The 18024-nt window shown below is 67.4% G+C and carries 17 protein-coding genes; 10 read left to right on the forward strand and 7 right to left on the reverse strand.

Going from position 1 to position 18024, the window contains the following annotated elements; translation table 11 throughout:
* Positions 1-23: 23 nt before the first annotated feature.
* The 4 genes from sufB (at position 24) to CHINAEXTREME_RS16905 (ending at position 3949) form a co-directional block, all read left to right on the forward strand.
* Positions 24-1454 carry a Fe-S cluster assembly protein SufB gene (gene sufB, locus CHINAEXTREME_RS16890; protein WP_007140911.1) on the forward strand — a complete coding sequence of 477 codons (1431 nt, stop codon included), beginning with the start codon at positions 24-26 and terminating at the stop codon, positions 1452-1454.
* Between the two features lies 1 nt (position 1455).
* Positions 1456-2673, forward strand: coding sequence for a Fe-S cluster assembly protein SufD (gene sufD / locus CHINAEXTREME_RS16895; RefSeq protein WP_007140910.1), 1218 nt, complete (start codon positions 1456-1458; stop codon positions 2671-2673).
* A gap of 249 nt (positions 2674-2922) precedes the next feature.
* Positions 2923-3417 (forward strand): M41 family metallopeptidase, encoded by a 495-nt coding sequence (locus CHINAEXTREME_RS16900; RefSeq protein ID WP_007140909.1) that lies wholly within the window; start codon positions 2923-2925, stop codon positions 3415-3417.
* Positions 3418-3514: 97 nt separating this feature from the next.
* Positions 3515-3949, forward strand: coding sequence for a metal-dependent transcriptional regulator (locus CHINAEXTREME_RS16905; RefSeq protein ID WP_007140908.1), 435 nt, complete (start codon positions 3515-3517; stop codon positions 3947-3949).
* A 28-nt stretch (positions 3950-3977) separates the two neighbouring features.
* On the opposite strand, the gene CHINAEXTREME_RS16910 is transcribed toward CHINAEXTREME_RS16905, so the two are convergent.
* The 5 genes from CHINAEXTREME_RS16910 to CHINAEXTREME_RS16930 form a co-directional block, all read right to left on the reverse strand.
* Positions 3978-4736, reverse strand: a complete 759-nt coding sequence (locus CHINAEXTREME_RS16910; RefSeq protein WP_007140907.1) for a midas domain-containing protein — start codon at positions 4734-4736, stop codon at positions 3978-3980.
* A 177-nt stretch (positions 4737-4913) separates the two neighbouring features.
* Positions 4914-6695, reverse strand: a complete 1782-nt coding sequence (locus tag CHINAEXTREME_RS16915) for a phospholipase D-like domain-containing protein (protein ID WP_007140906.1) — start codon at positions 6693-6695, stop codon at positions 4914-4916.
* A gap of 46 nt (positions 6696-6741) precedes the next feature.
* On the reverse strand, positions 6742-8178 hold the full coding sequence (locus tag CHINAEXTREME_RS16920) for a sensor histidine kinase (protein ID WP_010546850.1): 1437 nt from the start codon (positions 8176-8178) through the stop codon (positions 6742-6744).
* Between the two features lie 184 nt (positions 8179-8362).
* Positions 8363-9763 (reverse strand): HEAT repeat domain-containing protein, encoded by a 1401-nt coding sequence (locus tag CHINAEXTREME_RS16925; RefSeq protein ID WP_007140904.1) that lies wholly within the window; start codon positions 9761-9763, stop codon positions 8363-8365.
* A 72-nt stretch (positions 9764-9835) separates the two neighbouring features.
* Entirely contained in the window at positions 9836-10564 is a 729-nt protein-coding gene (locus CHINAEXTREME_RS16930) for a protein sorting system archaetidylserine synthase (RefSeq protein ID WP_007140903.1), read from the reverse strand.
* A 191-nt stretch (positions 10565-10755) separates the two neighbouring features.
* Between CHINAEXTREME_RS16930 and CHINAEXTREME_RS16935 the strand changes: the two genes are divergently transcribed.
* From CHINAEXTREME_RS16935 to CHINAEXTREME_RS16960, 6 genes are all read left to right on the forward strand, one after another.
* The gene (locus tag CHINAEXTREME_RS16935; RefSeq protein WP_007140902.1) at positions 10756-11196 is read left to right on the forward strand and encodes a cupredoxin domain-containing protein; all 441 of its coding nucleotides are present in this window, start codon (positions 10756-10758) and stop codon (positions 11194-11196) included.
* Positions 11197-11434: 238 nt separating this feature from the next.
* Positions 11435-12364 carry a sulfide-dependent adenosine diphosphate thiazole synthase gene (locus CHINAEXTREME_RS16940; RefSeq protein WP_007140901.1) on the forward strand — a complete coding sequence of 310 codons (930 nt, stop codon included), beginning with the start codon at positions 11435-11437 and terminating at the stop codon, positions 12362-12364.
* Between the two features lie 178 nt (positions 12365-12542).
* On the forward strand, positions 12543-14054 hold the full coding sequence (locus CHINAEXTREME_RS16945; protein ID WP_007140900.1) for a DUF5059 domain-containing protein: 1512 nt from the start codon (positions 12543-12545) through the stop codon (positions 14052-14054).
* Positions 14055-14113: 59 nt separating this feature from the next.
* Positions 14114-15004 carry an NAD-dependent epimerase/dehydratase family protein gene (locus tag CHINAEXTREME_RS16950; protein ID WP_007140899.1) on the forward strand — a complete coding sequence of 297 codons (891 nt, stop codon included), beginning with the start codon at positions 14114-14116 and terminating at the stop codon, positions 15002-15004.
* Positions 15005-15061: 57 nt separating this feature from the next.
* Entirely contained in the window at positions 15062-15868 is an 807-nt protein-coding gene (locus CHINAEXTREME_RS16955; protein WP_007140898.1) for a DUF7001 family protein, read from the forward strand.
* Between the two features lie 83 nt (positions 15869-15951).
* Entirely contained in the window at positions 15952-16365 is a 414-nt protein-coding gene (locus CHINAEXTREME_RS16960; protein ID WP_007140897.1) for an acyl-CoA thioesterase, read from the forward strand.
* Between the two features lie 30 nt (positions 16366-16395).
* Here the strand turns inward: CHINAEXTREME_RS16960 and CHINAEXTREME_RS16965 are convergent, their stop codons facing one another.
* Together CHINAEXTREME_RS16965 and CHINAEXTREME_RS16970 are read right to left on the reverse strand one after the other, a co-directional pair.
* Positions 16396-17082: a class I SAM-dependent methyltransferase gene (locus CHINAEXTREME_RS16965; protein ID WP_007140896.1), complete on the reverse strand. Its 687-nt coding sequence runs from the start codon at positions 17080-17082 to the stop codon at positions 16396-16398.
* On the reverse strand, positions 17083-17982 hold the full coding sequence (locus CHINAEXTREME_RS16970; protein ID WP_007140895.1) for a thiamine-phosphate synthase family protein: 900 nt from the start codon (positions 17980-17982) through the stop codon (positions 17083-17085).
* Between the last annotated feature and the right edge of the window lie 42 nt (positions 17983-18024).

Raw genomic sequence — 18024 nt, forward strand, 5'->3', positions numbered from 1 at the left:
GTAACCACATACACAATCAAATTATGAGTTCCGAACAAGACCACCTCAAAGAAACCGACACCGAAGCGCGGTTCGAGTTCAAGAAAGACCAGAACGCCGCGGTGAAATCCGAGAAGGGGCTGACCGAGGAGATCATCCGCATGATCTCCGAGGACAAGGACGAGCCCGACTGGATGCTCGAGCGTCGTCTCCGCGCGCTCAAGCAGTACCAGAACATGCCGATGCCGACGGACTGGCCCGGCCAGCCGGACCTCTCCGGCCTCGACATCGAGGAGATCGTCCCCTACATCCGCCCGGACGTCGACAAGCGCGAAGGCGTCGACGACTGGGACGAACTGCCGGACGAGATCCAGGACACCTTCGACAAGCTGGGCATCCCGGAAGCCGAGAAGAAGGCGCTCTCGGGCGTCGGCGCGCAGTACGAGTCCGAGGTCGTCTACCAGAACATGCAGGAGCAGTGGGAGGAGAAAGGCGTCGTCTTCATGAACATGGACGAGGCCGTCCAGGAGCACCCCGACCTCGTCAAGGAGCACTTCATGACGACCTGCGTGCCGCCGAGCGACAACAAGTTCGCCGCGCTGCACGGGGCCGTCTGGTCCGGCGGCTCGTTCGTCTACGTCCCCGAGGACGTCACCGTCGAGATGCCCGTCCAGGCCTACTTCCGGATGAACTCGGAGGGGATGGGCCAGTTCGAGCACACGCTCATCATCGCCGAGCCCGGTAGCGAGGTCCACTACATCGAGGGCTGTTCCGCACCCAAGTACGGGACCCACAACCTCCACTCCGGCGGCGTCGAAGTGTTCGTCAAGGAGGACGCTCACGTCCAGTACTCGACGGTGCAGAACTGGTCGAAGAACACCTACAACCTCAACACCAAGCGCGCCATCGTCGAGGAGAACGGAACGATGGAGTGGGTCTCGGGCTCCATGGGCTCGAAGGCCACCATGCTCTACCCGAGCTCGATCCTCAAAGGTCGCGGCGCGACTGACACCCACATCACCATCGCCTTCGCGGGCGAGGGCCAGGACATCGACACCGGCGCGAAGGTCTACCACAACGCGCCCGACACGAGTTCGACCATCGAGTCCAAGTCGATCTCCAAGGACGGCGGCCGCACCAACTACCGCGGCCTCGTCCACATCGCCGACGGCGCCGAGAACTCCTCCACTGCGGTGGAGTGCGACGCGCTGATGTTCGACAACGAGTCCACCTCGGACACCATGCCGTACATGGAGATCGAGGAGTCGAAGGTCGACGTCGCCCACGAGGCGACCGTCGGCAAGATCGGCGACGAGGACATCTTCTATCTACAGTCTCGCGGACTGGACGACGACGACGCCAAGAAGATGATCGTCGCCGGCTTCATCGAGCCGATCACGGAGGAACTGCCCATCGAGTACGCGGTCGAACTCAACCGCCTCATCGAGCTCGAGATGGAGGGAAGCCTCGGATAATATGAGCACGACGCAGGTACACGCCAATCTGACGGAGGAACAGGTACGCGAAATCAGCGAGGAACTCGACGAGCCCGAGTGGCTCCTCGAGCGACGCCTCGAGGCCCTCGAGGCCCTCGAGGAACTGGACATGCCCGACGTCATCCGGACGCCGGGCCGAGACTGGACGAACCTCCACGAACTGGACTTCGAGTCGCTCGTGGATCCGCTGAACGCGGCCGAGGACAAGGACCAGGTCGGTCCCGACGAGGCCGAGGTCCTGCCATGGTCCGAGGCAGTCGCCGAGCACGAGGACCTCATCCGGGAACAGTTCGGCTCCATCGTCGATCCCCAGGAGAACTATCTGACGGCGCTGTCGACGGCGCTTTTCAGCACCGGGACCGTCGTCTACGTCCCCGAGGGCGTCGACGCCGAGGACGTCACGATCCGCACCGAGCAGAACTCCCGCTCGCTGTTCAACTACACGCTCGTCGTCACCGAGGAGTCGTCCTCGGTCACGATCCTCGAGCGGCAGTCGACCGGCGAGAAGCAGGACGAGCAGTACTACAGCGGGATCGTCGAGGTCGTCGCCGGCGAGAACAGCCGCGTCCAGTACGGCAGCCTCCAGAACCTCTCGGAAGACGCCTACAACTTCACCGTCAAGCGCGGTGACGCCGACACCTACGCGACGATCGACTGGATCGAGGCCAACCTCGGCACGCAGCTCACGAAGACCGAGGTCTCGACGGAGCTCAGCGGCGACTCCTCCGAGACCCAGATCGTCGGGGCCTTCTACGGCCACAACGACCAGCACTTCGACCTCGACACGAAGGTCTGGCACCGCGCCGAGCACACGACGGCCGACCTCGTCACCCGCGGGGTCACCGACGACGTCGCCCGCTCGGTCTACGAGGGCGTCCAGGACGTCGGCAGCGAGGCCTGGGACACCAGCTCCTACCAGCGCGAGAACACGCTGATGCTGAGCGACGAGAGCGAGGCCGACGCCTCGCCGAAGCTGATCATCAACAACCACGACACCGAAGCGTCCCACAGCGCGACGGTCGGCCAGATCGACCAGGAGGACATGCTGTACATGACCTCCCGTGGCCTCGATCCGCGCTCCGCGCGCAACATGCTCGTCGAGGGCTTCTTCGTGCCCGTCCTCGAGGAGATCGACGTCGACGAGCTTCGTGACGACCTCGAGGAACTGGTCGCGGCTCGTCTCCGCCAGCGGGACTGACGGAACGACTCGACTCCCGTCTCCGTTCTCGTCTCTCCTCTCAACTCTCGGTTCCGTTTCCCTCGTTTCGCTTCTCTCCCCGAATCCCAGACCCCAGACCCAGACCCAGACCCAGACCCCAGACCCCAGACCCCAGACCCCAGACCCGGAGAACCGTCTCCGGCGTTCGTCTCTCCATTGTCGAGTATCTCTCGATCCCCGAAACCACGGTCCGGGACGACTAAGTGCCACCGGCTCTCTTGTGGGGATATGAGTCTGGGACAGCGCGTCTCGAGCGACCACCAGCTCGCCCGGTTGCTCCAGATCGGGGTCGTGCTGGAGGAGGTCGTCGAGTCACGCGCCGCCCACCACCTCGATTCGCTCTCGCCGGAAGAGCGTGCGGACGTCCACGAGGAGGTGCGGGAGTTGCTCGTCGAGGCCAGCGAGGAGTCGGCCGAACACCGCGAGCGACTCGAGGCGCTGATCGACGATCTCGACGCCGAGACGGTCGCCTACGAGGAAATAAACGCCCTGGTCGATGCCCAGTACGGGCCGCCCGAGGACACGGACGGCGTCCTCTACGACCAGTTGGCCAACGAAGAGACTGCCTACAAGTTCTACGACGACCTCATCGACGCGATCGAGGCCTCCGACGCCGACTACGGCCTGGACGAGGACAGGCTTCTCGATACGTTGTACGGCATTCGGGAGGAGGAGAAAGAGGGCGTCGAAGAGGTCACCGAGATCATGGAGCACAGAGCATGATCGGGGCGACCGCGACGACGGGAACGAGTCCGGGATCGACCGCCCGCGAGAGACAGCACGCGAACGCGCACGCGCACGTCACCGACGGAGGGATGCGATGAACACCGCAGACCAGTACCTCAAGGCCATCTACCTCGCCCAGCGAATCGAAGACGGCCCCGCGTCGACCGGCACGCTCGCCGACCTGCTCGAGGTGAGTCCGGCAAGCGTCAACGAAATGATCGGGAAACTCGAGGACCGCGACCTCGTCGACCACGAGAAGTACAAGGGCGCCAGCCTGACCGACGAGGGACTCGAGCGCGCTCACGACGCCCTCCAGACGTACTGTATCATCGAGCGGTTCCTCGCGAACGTCCTCGAGGTCGAGGAGTTTCGGGAGGAGGCCCGCGCGCTGGAGAGCGTCATCGACGATACGGTCGCGGAGCGGCTTGATACGATCATCGACCGCCCGGAGGAGTGTCCCGACTGTTTCGACCCCGAGAAGGACTGCTGTGAGCGACTCGAGGCCGAGTTGAGCGGTTGCGCTGACTGATTCGTTCGTCTCCTTCCGTTTGGTTTGTCTATTGGCCGGTTCGTCCCGGCGGCCCTCCGTCGTTTGACGGTCCGGCGTCATCGGGTGGTCCGGCGCTATCAGGGGGGCCAGCGTTATCGGGTGGTCCGGCGTCATCCGCCGGTCCACCATCCTCCGGCGGTCCGGCGTCAATCGGTGGGCCAGGATCGTCCGCCGGCCCCGAATTCCTCCGTTGATCATCGTCAGTAGAGGGACCATCGTTGTCTGACTCCCCCGAATCGCTCGGCTGTCCCGCACCATCGGCGGACCCGTCGTCGACCGGCGGTTCGTCGTCGAGCGGCCCGGGCTCGTTCGGCGGGACGGATACCTCGCCCTCCGATCCGACGGCCGCCTGTGCATCCGACCCTCGCTCGTCGGGTGCCGACTCCAGTCCTCCGCCCGGCGGGGCGTCGGATCGATCGGCCGGGTTTGCGTCGCCATCGTCCTCGTCGCTGGAATCCGTCTCCGACGCGCTATTCGCGGCCAAATTCGTCGTTTCGGTCTCCGTCCCGTCGTCCTCGTCGACCTGGCCTGCTGTGCTCCCGGAACCGTAACCGTCCCCGCTCGAGGGTTCGGTCGGTAGGTCGTTCGTCTCCTCGAACTCGGGCGGCTCCGTCACCTCCGCTTCGGGGCCCTCGTCGACGGTCAGTTCGGGGACCAGTAGCCACGTCACGGCGGCCATCGATGCCCCGACGAGACAGACGACTGCGATCAGGTACGCGCTCGAGGTCGGCGAGTCGGCGTCGGTACCGGGTCCGGTGCCGGACATGGAGACGGGTCGACCGATGCCGCGGTCCGGCTTTAGTAGTCAGCGGGTACACGTCGCGTTCGGCGACGGAATCGAGCCCCGGGGACACGGGGACGTCCTCGCCTCGTTCCCGACAGGACGCTCCTCGTCGTGTCGGATATCGTTGGGATCGACGAACCGGGAAGCGCACCGACCAACTCACGCACCGGGCGGTTGCTCGTCCCCAAACCGCAGGTACCGGCGGCCGACGAGTGCTGCGGCGACGAGGACGAGAACGGCAGTCGCGCCGAACTCGAGCGGAAGTGTCCACCCGCCGTCGCCGCTCCAGTCGTCCTCGAAGACCGCGGCGTAGAACTCGGCGACCTCGGTCCCGTGGGCGGCGACGAGCACCTCGCGGTTGTTCCGGAAGGCGTTGTCGTTCCAGTTGGCGCTGCCGACGACCGCGACCTCGCGGTCGATCACCACTCCCTTGGCGTGGATCTTTTCGAACCGATCGGTGTCCTCGACGAGTCGTACCTCGAGCGGTAGCGCTTCGTTTCCGGCGATCCGCTCCAGTTCCGTCGCGAGCGCGGCGTTTTCGTCCTCCCGGTACCACGTCGAGTCGAGCAGGATCCGGACGTCGACGCCGCGACGGGCCGCGTCGACGGCCGCCTCGAGTACCCGCGCGTCGGGGTCGATGCTGCCCTGGACGACGAGGAGTTCGTCGTCGGCCCCGTCGATGAGTTCGACCAGCCGTCGCTCGACGTTGTCGGGCGCGATCAGCAGTTCGGCCGACTCGAGTTCGACCGCTGTCGGATCGTGGACTGCGGGGAACTCCCGTGGCGGCGGCCCGTCGTCGGCGACGAACGACGTCTCGCGGCGGAACTCGGCTCCACTCCGGGTGTCCCGTCCCTCGAAGTCGGTTTCGAACACCGTCGCGAGCTCCGCGGCGAGGGTTTCGTCTTCGAGGACGATCCCCCAGCCGCGGTTCGACTCGCCGCCGACCCCGGACTGTTTCCAGTTCTCGGTGGTGACGAGGAGTCGGTCGTCCGCGACCGCGTACTTCGGGTGGTGGTACCGGTATCGCGCGCCCTCGCCGCCGATTGCCCGCACGTCGACGCCGGCGTTCTCGAGGCGCTCGAGGACCGGTGCGGTGTCTTTCGGTGTGCCGCCGACCGGACCGGACTCGAGGAGCACGGCGACGTCGACGCCCCGCTCGGCGGCCGCGATCAGTTCGTCCGCGACCGCCTCGGAGGTGACAGTGTAGCCGGCCAGCAGGAGGCGTTCGTCGGCGCTCCGGATCGTCTCGAGCGGAATTCCGGGTGAGTCGGGGAGGACGAACGCGGTAGCTTCGTCCGCGTCGCCGGTCACGACGGGGCGACACGTCGCGTCACGGGGCCACCAGTAGCCGCTGGCGGGAGTGGCGGCGTCCGCAGTGGCTTCGGTGTCCGCCCGGTACCACCGGTCCCCCGTCGGTGCCCGGTCGTAGCTCACCGCGTCGAGGCGTTCGGTTCCCCCGTCGGCCTCGGTCCGGAGTTCGAGGTCGTCGCCGTCGACGGCGAGTCTGACCGCACCCTCGAGTTCGACGATCGGGACGTCGGTCAGCGGTTCCGTGGCGTCGGGATCGACGCTGGCCGCAACCCTGCCCGAAACGGTTTCGTTCGGGAACGACGCGGTCCGGTAGCCGTCCGTGAGCGTCCAGTTCCCGACGGGCGTGTCGGGGGGCGTCTCGAGGAGCACGTATTCGCCGACGTTTCCGTGGGTCGTCGGGTTGGGGTAGAGTTCGATAATCTGTGGCTCCGAGACGGGTTCGGGTTTGGGTTCGGGTTCGGGCTCGGTTCCGCCCGGCTCGAGAACGGTTTCTTCGTGGGGGCAGCCGACGACCCCGTCGGTCGCGGGAGCGGACGCCGCGACGGAGATCCCGCCTCCGAGAGCGACGATACACGTGATTGCGACCGCGAGGACGATCGTGGGGACAGCTGGGGTCGGGTCCCGAACCATCACCGACGGTGGCCCCGCGATCGTATTTAAACGTGTGTGCGACGCGTCAGACGTCGCCCTCGAAAGACCCGTCCGCGACGGCGGTCCTGACACCGGTAAAGACGAACCGTGCGCCGCCGTCGCGGCCGTCTTCGATCTCGACCGTCCAGTCGTGGGCGCGAGCGACCTCGGAGACGATATTCAGGCCGAGTCCCGTGCCGTCGGCGGCGGTCGTCCAGCCCGGTTCGAACACGTCGTCGCGGTCCGCCGGCGGGATACCCGGACCGTTGTCCTCCACGTAGAAGCCGTCGCCGTCCTCGAGCAGGCCGATTCTGACGGTCGCATCCGTTCCGGCGTGCTCGGCAGCGTTGCGAAAGAGGTTCTCGAAGAGGTTCCTGACCCGGTCCGGGTCGGCGTAGACGAGCCCCTCGGACTCGATCTCGAGGTCGACGTCGGCTCCTGCTCGGTTCCAACACTCCGTGACGACCGACTCGACGTCGAGGGGATCGACGGACTCGACCTCGTAGCCGTGCCGGACCATCGTCAGCACGTCGTCGACGATGTCCTCGATGCGCTCGTGTTCGGCTTCGACTCGATCGAGGTAGTCGGGATCGCCGGTCTCGCGGGCCTGCTCGAGGTAGCCGCTGGCGACCGACAGGGGGTTCCGGAGGTCGTGGGAAAGGAGGTGTGCGAACCGTTCCAGTCGATCGATCTGATGGTGGAGCTTTTGCTCGTACTCTTTCTGGGGCGCGATGTTCCGGAAGGCGCCGATGACGATCGACCCCTCACTTTCGACCCGGGACTCGAGCACCCGGGCGCTGATTTCGACGGGGATGCGCTCGTCGTCGTCGGTGACGATGTGGAGTTCGTCGTCTTCCTCACACGAGCGCAACTGGACCGGTTCGTCCGACTCCGTGGCAGTCTCGAACAGTTCCCGGTATCGGTCGCGCTCGTCCGGCGGGTGCAACTCCGTCTGGTGTCGCCCCACGAGATCGTCTTTGGGAGCGCCGATCAGATCGGCCGCGCGCCGGTTGACCTCGAGCAGTTCGCCGGTTTCGGCGTCGGCGATGAACATGGCGTCCGGGGCGACCTCGAAGACCGCCCGGTACTTTCGCTCGAGGGTTTCGCGCCGGCTGATGTCGCGGATCGACGCCATGACCAGGCGATCCGAGCCTGCTTCGGTTTCGATCGAACTCAGACTGATGTCGACCGGGACGGTCGACCCGTCCGTTCGCCTCCCGCGCAGATCGAGGCCGGCCCCCATCGAGCGCGTTTCCGGGTCCGACATGTAAGCCTCGCGCAAGGGAGGGTGATCCTCGCGGTCCTCCTCGGGGATGAGTCGCTCGACAGGTTCGCCCACCAGTTCCTCGGGAGCGTACCCGAAGAGGTCTTCGACGCGATCGTTCGCGTGGCTGATCTCGCCGTTCTCCCGGACGATGACGATCGCGTCGGGTGAGCGGTTGAAGAACGCTTCGAGGTGAGCTCTGTCGAGATCCGGTGCCATTCTCCGTTCTGCAGACGAACAGGGCCGCGAAATATAACAAGCCACCGGTCTCCCCGACGGACGGGAACGGGCGCGAATCGATCGATTACGGTCCGTTGGCCCGGTCCAACTCAGCTGTCCGTCAGTTCCGCCGCAACCCCTCCAGGTAACGATTGCGCCGGGAAAATCGGCACAGAGATCCGTATCAGGCCGCGGGCTCCTCCGAGAGGTCGACGCTCTCGGCTTCGACCTGGACGAGGTACGCCCGGTCGTCCTCGTACTCGGCGACGATCTCTACGGCGTCTTTCGTACCGATTCGGTTGAGCGCCCAGGCCGCGCTGGCGCGGACGCGGTCCGCTTCGTCGTCCTCGAGGACGTCCGCTAGCGGCTCGATGGCGCGGGTGTCGCCGATCAGACCGAGCGCGCGGGCGGCCCAGCTTCGAACGTCGGGGTTCTCCGCGACCAACTGTTCGGCCAGCGGCTGGACGGCCTCCTCCGCACCGATTTCACCGAGCGCGCGGAACGCCGGCTTCTGGAGGTCGGGGTTGGAGTCGACGTAGTCGACCAGAGCATCGACGACCTGGTCGTCGGCGACGCCGATCTTGCCGAGAATGCGGATCGCGGCCTGGTCGCGGCGGCCGGCCTTCTGGACCATCGGCTCGATCGCCTCCTCGGGGCCCATGCGCTCGAGAGCCTCGAGGCAGTGTTCCTCCATGAATTCGGAGCCCAGCGAGTCGTAGGCCAGCAGGATCTGGTCGACGTTGCCGCGTTTCTCGTGGACCTTGAGCGCGTGCCACTCCGGCGGGAAGTCCTTGACGTGATCGAGGACGTCGTAGAACCCCTCGCGGCGGAGCTGTTCGCGGACCTCGAGGTCGGTCCACTCGGTCGCGTCGTCGACCGCGCTCTCGTAGTCGTCGGTCGCCTCGAGCAGGCCGGCGATCGTCTCGGCGTCCTCGTCCGGATCGAGGTCGGCGTCCTCGACGGCGTCCGTGGCGTCCTCGAGGGTCGCAGCGAGGTCGTCGGGGACGGTCTTCTCCTCGTCGCCCTTCTCCCCGAGTTCCGCGCCGCTTGCGGGCTCTAGGTCCTCGGGGAGCGACACCGAACTGCCCAGCAGGTCGTTCAGTTCGGCGAGGAAGGCGTCGGTCGCCTCGATCAGTTCCTCGTCGCCCTCGACCGTCCAGCGGGTGCCCGTGATCGTCCCGCTGACGCCGTCGATCTCGCCGACGACGTCCTCGGCGTAGGGCCCGCGCTGGTCCTCGAGGTCGTCCTCGAGGTCGCCCAGGTCGCTCTCGATGTCGTCGTAGCGGTCCTGCAGTTCCTCCTCGGGTGCGGGTTCGTCGTCCTCGTCCTCGTCTTCGTCTTCCTCTTCGGTTTCCGGCGGGTCGGGAATCTCGACGTCCTCGAGTTCCTCGCGGAACGCGTCGAGGTCGGCCTCGACGACGTCCAGATCGTCCTCGGTCTCGGCGGCCTCGAGGTCGGCCTCGAGGTCCTCGAGGTCGCTCTCGAAGCGCTCGAGGCGGTCCCGGATCGCCTCGAGGTCGCGGTCGCGGTCGCGGTCGACCGACTCGGTCCCGTTCTCGTCATCGTTCCCCTCGTCTTCGCTCATGGTACCACCGTCGCTGGGAGACGACGCCGACGCGTGACAGAGTCCATACGCTACGGTCGTGGCAGGATCGCCCTAAGCGTTTCCATGCGCGTCGAGTTCGGCGGGGCGCGGATCGGTACGCCAGTAGAACCAGGGGCTCAGCGTCATGTAGGCAAGTCCCAGCAGGAGCAACGCGAAAGGGAACGACCGGTCCGCGAACTCGGGGACGACCACGGCCAGGACGTGGACGACGCCCATGATCCCCGCGTCGCGGGCCAGCAGATCCGGGTAGGTGATCCGCGAGACCATCAGGTAACAGAACGCGCCCGTGATCGCGAGGACGAGCCAGGCGTCGGCGACCCGCGCGAGGATGGCGGCCCCGAGGATCGTCGCCGCCAGCGTGGTCTGGATCCCCTCCGTGTAGTTGGCCGCCGTGTCGTAGGCGGTGTACATCCCCAGGCGGGTGACCGCCGTCGCGACGAACAGCGCACAGACGGCGGTTACGAGCGCCAACTCGAGGGTGACCCCGCCGTCGAAGCCGATGCCGAACCCGTCGGTCACCACGACGAACGCGAGGACGGCGGGCGCGACCGCGAAGGAGGCGACGTCGGCCAGCGAGTCGAGATAGGGGCCGGCCTCGGTGCCGCCGTAGCGCCGCGCGAGAATGCCGTCCAGCCCGTCGGCGACCGCAGCGAGCAGGATCAACCGGGCCGCGAGATCGATGTCGACGAAGGCGATGACGGTCGCGACGAACCCCAGGGCGGCGTTGGCGACCGTCACCCCGTCGGCGACGCCCAACCGGCCGACGAACCGCGGGAGCATACTCGCGGATTCGGCGGGCGGGTGCCTTACGTGTTTTCGTTTCGCCCGTGTCTGGAGGGGGTTCGGGGGGGAGAGACTCGAGGGGAGGAACGCGAGTCAGGTAACGGTAACGCGTGTGCTGGCGCGATCACGAAATCGAGCTGCTTCCGCGAACCGGGCCGGTTATATTGCGCCTCTGCTAACGATTTCGCATGAACCGGCGCGTCTATCTCGCGGCCGTCGGCACCGCCGCCACGAGCGGGCTGGCGGGGTGTACGTCCGCTCTCGGAATCCTCGAGGACGAGGGCTGTGATGGAGAGGCGTGTGACATCGGGATGACCAGGAACGCGTTCGTCCCCGAGGAGTACGAGGTACGCGTCGGCGACACCGTCGTCTGGAAGAACACGAGCGGTGCCGATCACACGGTCACGGCGCGTGAGGGGACGCTCCCGGACGGGGCCGAGTACTTCTCGACGGGCGATTTCGAGGACGAAGACGCCGCCTACGACGCGTGGTTCGACGACCGCGGTGGACGGCTCGGGACCCGCCAGACGTTCGAGCACACGTTTACGGTGCCGGGCGAGTACACGTACGTCTGTATTCCGCACGAACGCGCCGGAATGGTCGGGACGATCGTCGTGACCGACGACTGACGGGCTGAAGTCGATTTGCCGCCGCCTCGAGACGTCTGCACCACGTCTCGAGCGTCGCATCCACCCAGCTACTCCCGCGAACGCTCAGCCTTCTCGCGAGCGATCCGTTTTCCATCAGTTCCGTTCGGGGCTACCGTAACATCCCCGGACGGGATCTCTCAGTTCGGTTTTCGACACCGTCCAGCCACGGTACTCGTCACGACAGACTTTTCACCACCAAAAGATACCACCTAGTTGTATGAGCGACTTCGATCAGTTCAGTCAGGTCGGCGAAGCCGACGTAACGCGTGCCATCGGACAGGAGTGGACCGAGGAGTTCATGGACTTCTCGGACTCGGACGTCATCATCGTCGGCGGGGGGCCCTCGGGGCTGACCGCGGCCAAGGAACTCTCCGAGCGCGGCGTCAAGACGATGGTCGTCGAGAAGAACAACTACCTCGGCGGCGGGTTCTGGCTCGGCGGGTTCCTGATGAACAAGGTCACCGTCCGCGACCCCGCCCAGTCGATCCTCGAGGAACTCGACGTCTCCTACAAGGAGTCCCAGGACAGCGAGGACCTCTACGTCGCGAACGGGCCCGAGGCCTGTTCCGGGCTCATCAAGGCCGCCTGTGACGCGGGCGCGAAGATGCAGAACATGACCGAGTTCACGGACATCGTCATCCGCGAGGACCACAAGGTCTCGGGGATCGTGATGAACTGGACGCCGGTCCACGCCCTGCCCCGCGAGATCACCTGCGTCGATCCGATCGCCGTCGAGGCGGACCTGGTCATCGACGCGACTGGCCACGACGCGATGGCCGTCAAGAAACTCGACGAGCGCGGGGTGCTCGACGCCCCGGGGATCGGCGACGCCGAGGCCAACGCCACCGGCATGGACCAGACGGGCGACGACAGCTACGGCGCGCCCGGCCACGACTCGCCCGGCCACGACTCGATGTGGGTCGGCAAGTCGGAGGACGCCGTCGTCGAACACACCGGCCTCGTTCACGACGGCCTGATCGCGACCGGCATGGCGACCGCGACGACCTACGGCCTGCCCCGCATGGGCCCGACCTTCGGGGCCATGCTCGTCTCGGGCAAGCGCGCGGCCCAGGAAGCCCTCGACGAACTCGAGGTCGACGCCGAACCGGTCGACATCACGTCGCGAGCGACGCCGGCCGACGACTGAAACGAGCGATCGCCAGCCCACCGCTTTCGTCCGCAATTCGCCGGTTCACGCGGACCGCGACCGAAACCTTTCTGCGGACGGCGTCGAAAGCGATCCTACGCTGACTCGTTCTATCGGCTCTGCCCAGTTCGTGGGAACGACCGAAACCCATACTACTTTTTTAGGCTGACCTAAAACTATGCCAACGAGACGGAACGTACTGGCGGTCGCCGCAGCGGTAACGGGGACGAGCATCGCGGGCTGTACCGACGACTCCGGCGCGGAAGCGGCCGAGGAGAGTCCCGACGAGGAGGACGACGATGACGGGACCGAGGACGCCCTCGGTGCCGAACTCGGGGTTGCGGCCGAGTGGAACGCCATCCGGTCGCGCGTCGACGACGCGCTCGCGCTGGGGATCGCCGAGGAGTTCTCGGTCGGCGCGGCCGTCACGGGCGACACGCTCGCCCGGTTCGAGGCCGCGACCGACGAGTGGGGCGCACACGAGCAACTCGAGGAGACCGACCACGACGCCTACGAGGAGTTCGAGGAGGCCCTCGAGGAACTGCGACTCGAGGCCCTCGACGAGGAGGACCTCGAGCGCGCCCACACGGAGGCCGAAATCGCCGACGAACAGCTCCGGGAGGCACAGCGACAGCGCCTCTCACACCGGAACGCCCTGGCGTTCGACATGGGGCTGTTCGCTGCACGGATCGCCGACGTGGCGACGCTCGGAATCGCGGGTGAGTTCGACGGGGCGGCGGAGATCGCCCACGAGACCGACGAGCGCTGGGAGAACTCGATCGTCCACGACGAGGTCAGCGCGGCCGACGGGGACCTGTACGCCGCCTTCGAGGGCGAACTCCCCGGACTCGAGGAGGCCGCAGAGGACGAGGACCTCGAGGCGCTCGAGGAGGGTGCCGACGCCGCGATCACGGCCGCGTTCGACGCGGCGTACGTCCTCTCGGAGGACGACGCGGCGGCCCACGCGGCCACCCTCTCGGCGATGCAGGCACGCGCCTGGGACGCGGCGGTTCTCGCCTCGCTCGAGGGGGTCGAGCCGGAAACGGCCGCCGACGTCGCCCGCGGGGCCCTCGCCCGGTTCGAAGCCTCCCGCGCCCACGACGCCGTCGGGGCGGCCGACCACGACACCTACGAGGCCTTCGAGGGCGAACTCGAGGCCGTTGCAGACGCCCTGTCGGCCGACGAGGGCGTCGACGAGGCGATGGCCGAGTTCGCCGACGCCGCGTTGCGGGCACAGTTCGCCGTCGCCGGTGCGCTCGAGAAGGCACCGGGCGACGGCGGCGGTCACGACGGCGAGCACGGCCACGGCGATCACGACGATCTCGAGGGTGGCCCGAACGTCGTGGAGGGCGTCCCAGACGACGCCGACCACGTCGTGGAGATGCACGCCGCGAGCTTCGAACCCGAGGAACTGACGATCGAGGCCGGCGAGACCGTCGCCTTCGAACACGTGGAGGGCGAACCCCACACCGTCACGGCCTACGAGGACGGGGTTCCGGACGGGGCCGCCTACTGGGCGTCGGGCGGCTTCGAGGACGAGGACGCGGCCCGCGAGGGCTGGAAAGACGGCCGCGGGGCCGTCGTCTCGGGGCAGTCGTACGTCCGGACGTTCGAGGCCACGGGTACCCACGAGTTCTGCTGTATCCCCCACGAGGCCGCCGGCCACGTCGGACGGGTCGACGTGGAGTAACGCCGCCAGTACGGTCGCGAACCCACACCGTTTTCGCGGTTCGAACGTAGCCCTCCTGCATGAAGATCGTCGTCACCGGTGCGACCGGCGGCGCTGGCAGTTGGATCGTCGACCACTTCGCGATCGAGGGCCACGAGGTTCTCGGACTCGACCTCGAGCGGCCGGCGGGCGAGCACGAGAACGCCTCTTTCCTCGCGGTGGACCTCGCCGAGCAGGGGCAGGCCTGGGAGGCCATCCTCGCGCACGATCCCGACGCCGTAGTCCACGCCGCGGGAATTCCCCGCATGGGCGAGACGACGGGGACGGAGACGTTCCTGACCAACGTCGAGACGGCCTACCACGTCTTCGAGGCCGCGGGCCGGGCCGGCGCGGACGTGGTCTGGACCTCGAGCGAGAGCCTCTACGGAACGGCCTTCGCCGCGGAGCCGTTCCTTCCCGACTATCTCCCGATCGACGAGGCCCACCCCCAGCGACCCGAGGACGGCTACGGGACCTCGAAGCTCGTCGGCGAGGAACTCGCCGCGAAGACGGTCCGGAAACACGGCATCTCGGTCGCCTCGATCCGCCCGTCGTGGATCCAGTACCCTGGGGAGTACCACACCGCGGACGAACGGGAGGCGTTCGACCCCGAAACGGCCGACCCCGCCGGCCACTTCTGGTCGTACGTCGACGTCCGCGACGTCGTCTCGATCGTCGAGGCCGCCCTCGAGGCCGACGTCGACGGCCACGAGGCCTACCACGCGATGGCCGCGGAGAACTACCTCGGGCGGCCGACCACCGAGACGATCGAGGCCGCCTTCGGCGACCTCCCCGAGGACTGCGCCCTCGAGGGCGAGGAGTCGGCGTTCTCGACGGCGAAAGCGCGCCGTGACCTCGGCTGGGAGCCCGCCCACTCCTGGCGGGACGCCGAGACGGCGGCCGTCGACGGTCCGGCGTTTCTCGCGGACTGATTCGCGGAACCGGGCGGGACCGCAACTGATTCACCGTGTGATACAACTAGGTACTACATGGTCGATCGAGTCACGCTCTATCGCCCGAAGACCGTCGCGGACGGGGATAGCGAGCGCCCGGAGCGGGCGGGGCAGGACGGAGTCGTAGACACGGACGAGATCGCGGACTGGCTCGCGGGCCGCGTCGACGCCGAGATCGAGGTCCGGGATCGGTTCCTCGAGGTTCACCGAAACGACGACCTCCCGGAGCGGTTCGCCGCCGCTCGGATCACCTCGCCGTACGACCGCGAGACGGGCAACACGATGCTCGGGACGATCCGGTACGAGGAACGCGCCCTCGAGAACCCCGAACGGGCGGGCGGCGTCCTCTACGACGGCGTCGCCGTCCAGCGGGCGCTCAACAGCGCCCTCCCGGACGGGGAACGCGGCCTCGAGCGGTTGCACGTCCCGATTCTGGACCGGGCGATCGGCACCTGGGGGGACCACGACGGCCGCTGGCACAAGCGGGTGAACGTGCTCGGTCAACCCGCGCTCGTGTCGGTGCCCGGGCTCTACGAGGCGCCGGCAAAGCCCGAGGAGTACTACCAGGAAAAGCAACGTCACGCCCTCCTCTCGGGCGATACGCCGCCCCGGGAGGTCCTCGAGAACCAGGTCGACGGCGAGTTCCTGATCGAGGACGATCCGCGGACCACCGACGCCCTGAAGGGGTACGTCCTGCAGGCGTACCACTACCTCGAGACGGGAGAGGCCTTTTGCGAACGGGAGGAATGCCGGCTCTACAACGCCCACTACCACGAGGACCTGATCCGCGCGCAACTGTCCGAGCCGGAGTTCTGTGCCGAACACGCGCGGCTGTACGAGTAGCGAGCGACGCCGATGCCGTCGGTTTCGATCAGGGAGTGCCGGAACCGGTACCCTCTTTTCTCTCAGCCGAGTCCCGACAGACGATGAACGAGTGCGAGTTCACGACCGATATCGTCGTCCGCTATCGCGATCTCGACCCGCTGGATCACGTCAACCACGCGGTCTACGCGAGCTACCTCGAGGCCGCCCGTACCGACTACCTCGAGGCGGCCCTCGACGTCGCGCCCGAGGAGATCAACTTCGTCATCGCGAACCTCGAGATCGACTACCGGCGTCCGATCGTCAAGGGCGACGATCCCGAGGTCGCGCTGTGGGTCTCCCGGCTGGGCGACTCGAGTTGTACCATGGAGTACGAGATCCGGGTCGGCAGCGAGGTCGCGGCGACCGCTGAGACGACGATGGTCCACGTCGATCCCGACTCGAAGGGGCCGTCGCCGCTTCCCGAGGAAACGCGTGAGGCCCTCGAGATGTCCGGCGCGGTCGAGGCGTCGGCCTAGCGTCTAGCGCAGGTCAGGGTACCGTTCCTCTCAGGCGAGCCGGCCGCCGGTCAGCCGCACCACGCCGAAGAGGTGGCGCTCGTCGGCGACCGCGCTCGAGCGCTCCCGCAGCCGCCCGTGAGCGGCGTCGATCTTCGCGTCCAGGCGACCGGTCGGATCGTCCTCGTACCGAAGCCGAGTGGTGGGCGGGGTCGAGAGCACGACGATCGCCCGGAAGGCGGCGTTGACCGCGGGCGCGTACCACTCCCCGCCGTCGTTCCGAGCCGCGTTCGCGAGGACGACGTGGCCGTCGCCGACCATGTCACACCAGTCGTCGACCGCGCCGGCCGGGTCCTCGAGCATGCCGACGACGAACGTCGCGAGGAGGGCGTCGACGTCCTCGGCCGCGTCGAGCGGCGGTCGCGTCGCATCGCCCCGGACGACGTGGACGTTGTCGTACCCGCTCACCAGGTCGCGGGCCCGCTCGAGCACCGGGCCCGTGAAGTCGATCCCGATCACGGTCCCCTCAGGGCCGACCGCCTCGCGGAGATAGGGCAGGTTCGCGCCGGTGCCACAGCCCATCTCGACGACCGTGTCGCCGGGCTCGAGCCGGCAGGCCGCGGCGGCCCGGCGGCGCAGGTGCGCAACGCCGGGCGTTTTCCGTGCGATCAGGTCGTAGAGGGCCGCCCAGCGGCCGTAGAACTCCCGTGCGGACTCGGGACGCTCGCTCGCGCTCATTTACAGCAGCGACCGCACGGTGTCCGCGACCGACTCCGCGTCAGTGCCCAGAACGTAGATCAGGGGTTCGATCCCCATGCCGCCGGTCTGGTAGAGCACCGTCGCCTCCGGCTGTTCCTCGATGGCCGCGCCGACGCTCGAGGCCACGTCGTCTCCCTCGTCGAACTCCGCGGTGACGTGGCCCGCATCGGAGAGGGCCGCCAGCAGGTCGGGATCGTACGCGATGTTGATCGCCGCCGCGGCGTCCGTGCCGTGTTCCCGCGCCGCGAGCAGGACGGTCGCGACGTGTTCGGAGACGCCGAACTCCGGGTCGGAGGGCACCGTCGTCTGGCCTTTCACGTCGAAGATCCGCCCGGGAACTCCGGCGACGTCGTCGACGTCCTCGGCGTCCGGCGTGCAGGCGACCAGGTTCGACCCCACCGCGGGGATCAGTCGCGCGAACCCGCTCGCGTTCTCGAGGATACGGAGCCCGCGCCGCAGCGACGAGAGGACCCGTTCGCTGGTCCGCAGGTCGCTCTCGGGATCGTGAACCCGAAAGCCCGAGCCGTGATCGGCGAGTTCCGGGACCGCCTCCTCGTGGAGTTGAGCCAGCAGGTCGCCGCCGCTCTCGAGGTCGCGGATCAGGACCTCGATCTCGATTAGCGCCTGGACCGGCGTCACGTCGCCGGCGGCGAGTCCCGCTCCGAGGTCCTCGACGAGGGCTTCGACGCGTTCGTCCTCGGCGATGCGATCGTTGATCGTGACGTCGCCGTGAGCGTACTTCGAGACCGCGCTCTGGCTGATTCCAAGCACTTCGGCGACTTCGCTCTGGGTGAGTCCCTGCTCGCGGAGTTTCCCGGCCAGCATCGACCGGACGGTCGGCAGGAACTCGTCGACGACGATTTCCTCGACGAATTGCATTCAACGGCTCTACGCCCGCCCAGGGGATAACTTGTTGGCCCT

Source organism: Halobiforma lacisalsi AJ5 (assembly GCF_000226975.2).
Lineage (GTDB): Archaea > Halobacteriota > Halobacteria > Halobacteriales > Natrialbaceae > Natronobacterium > Natronobacterium lacisalsi.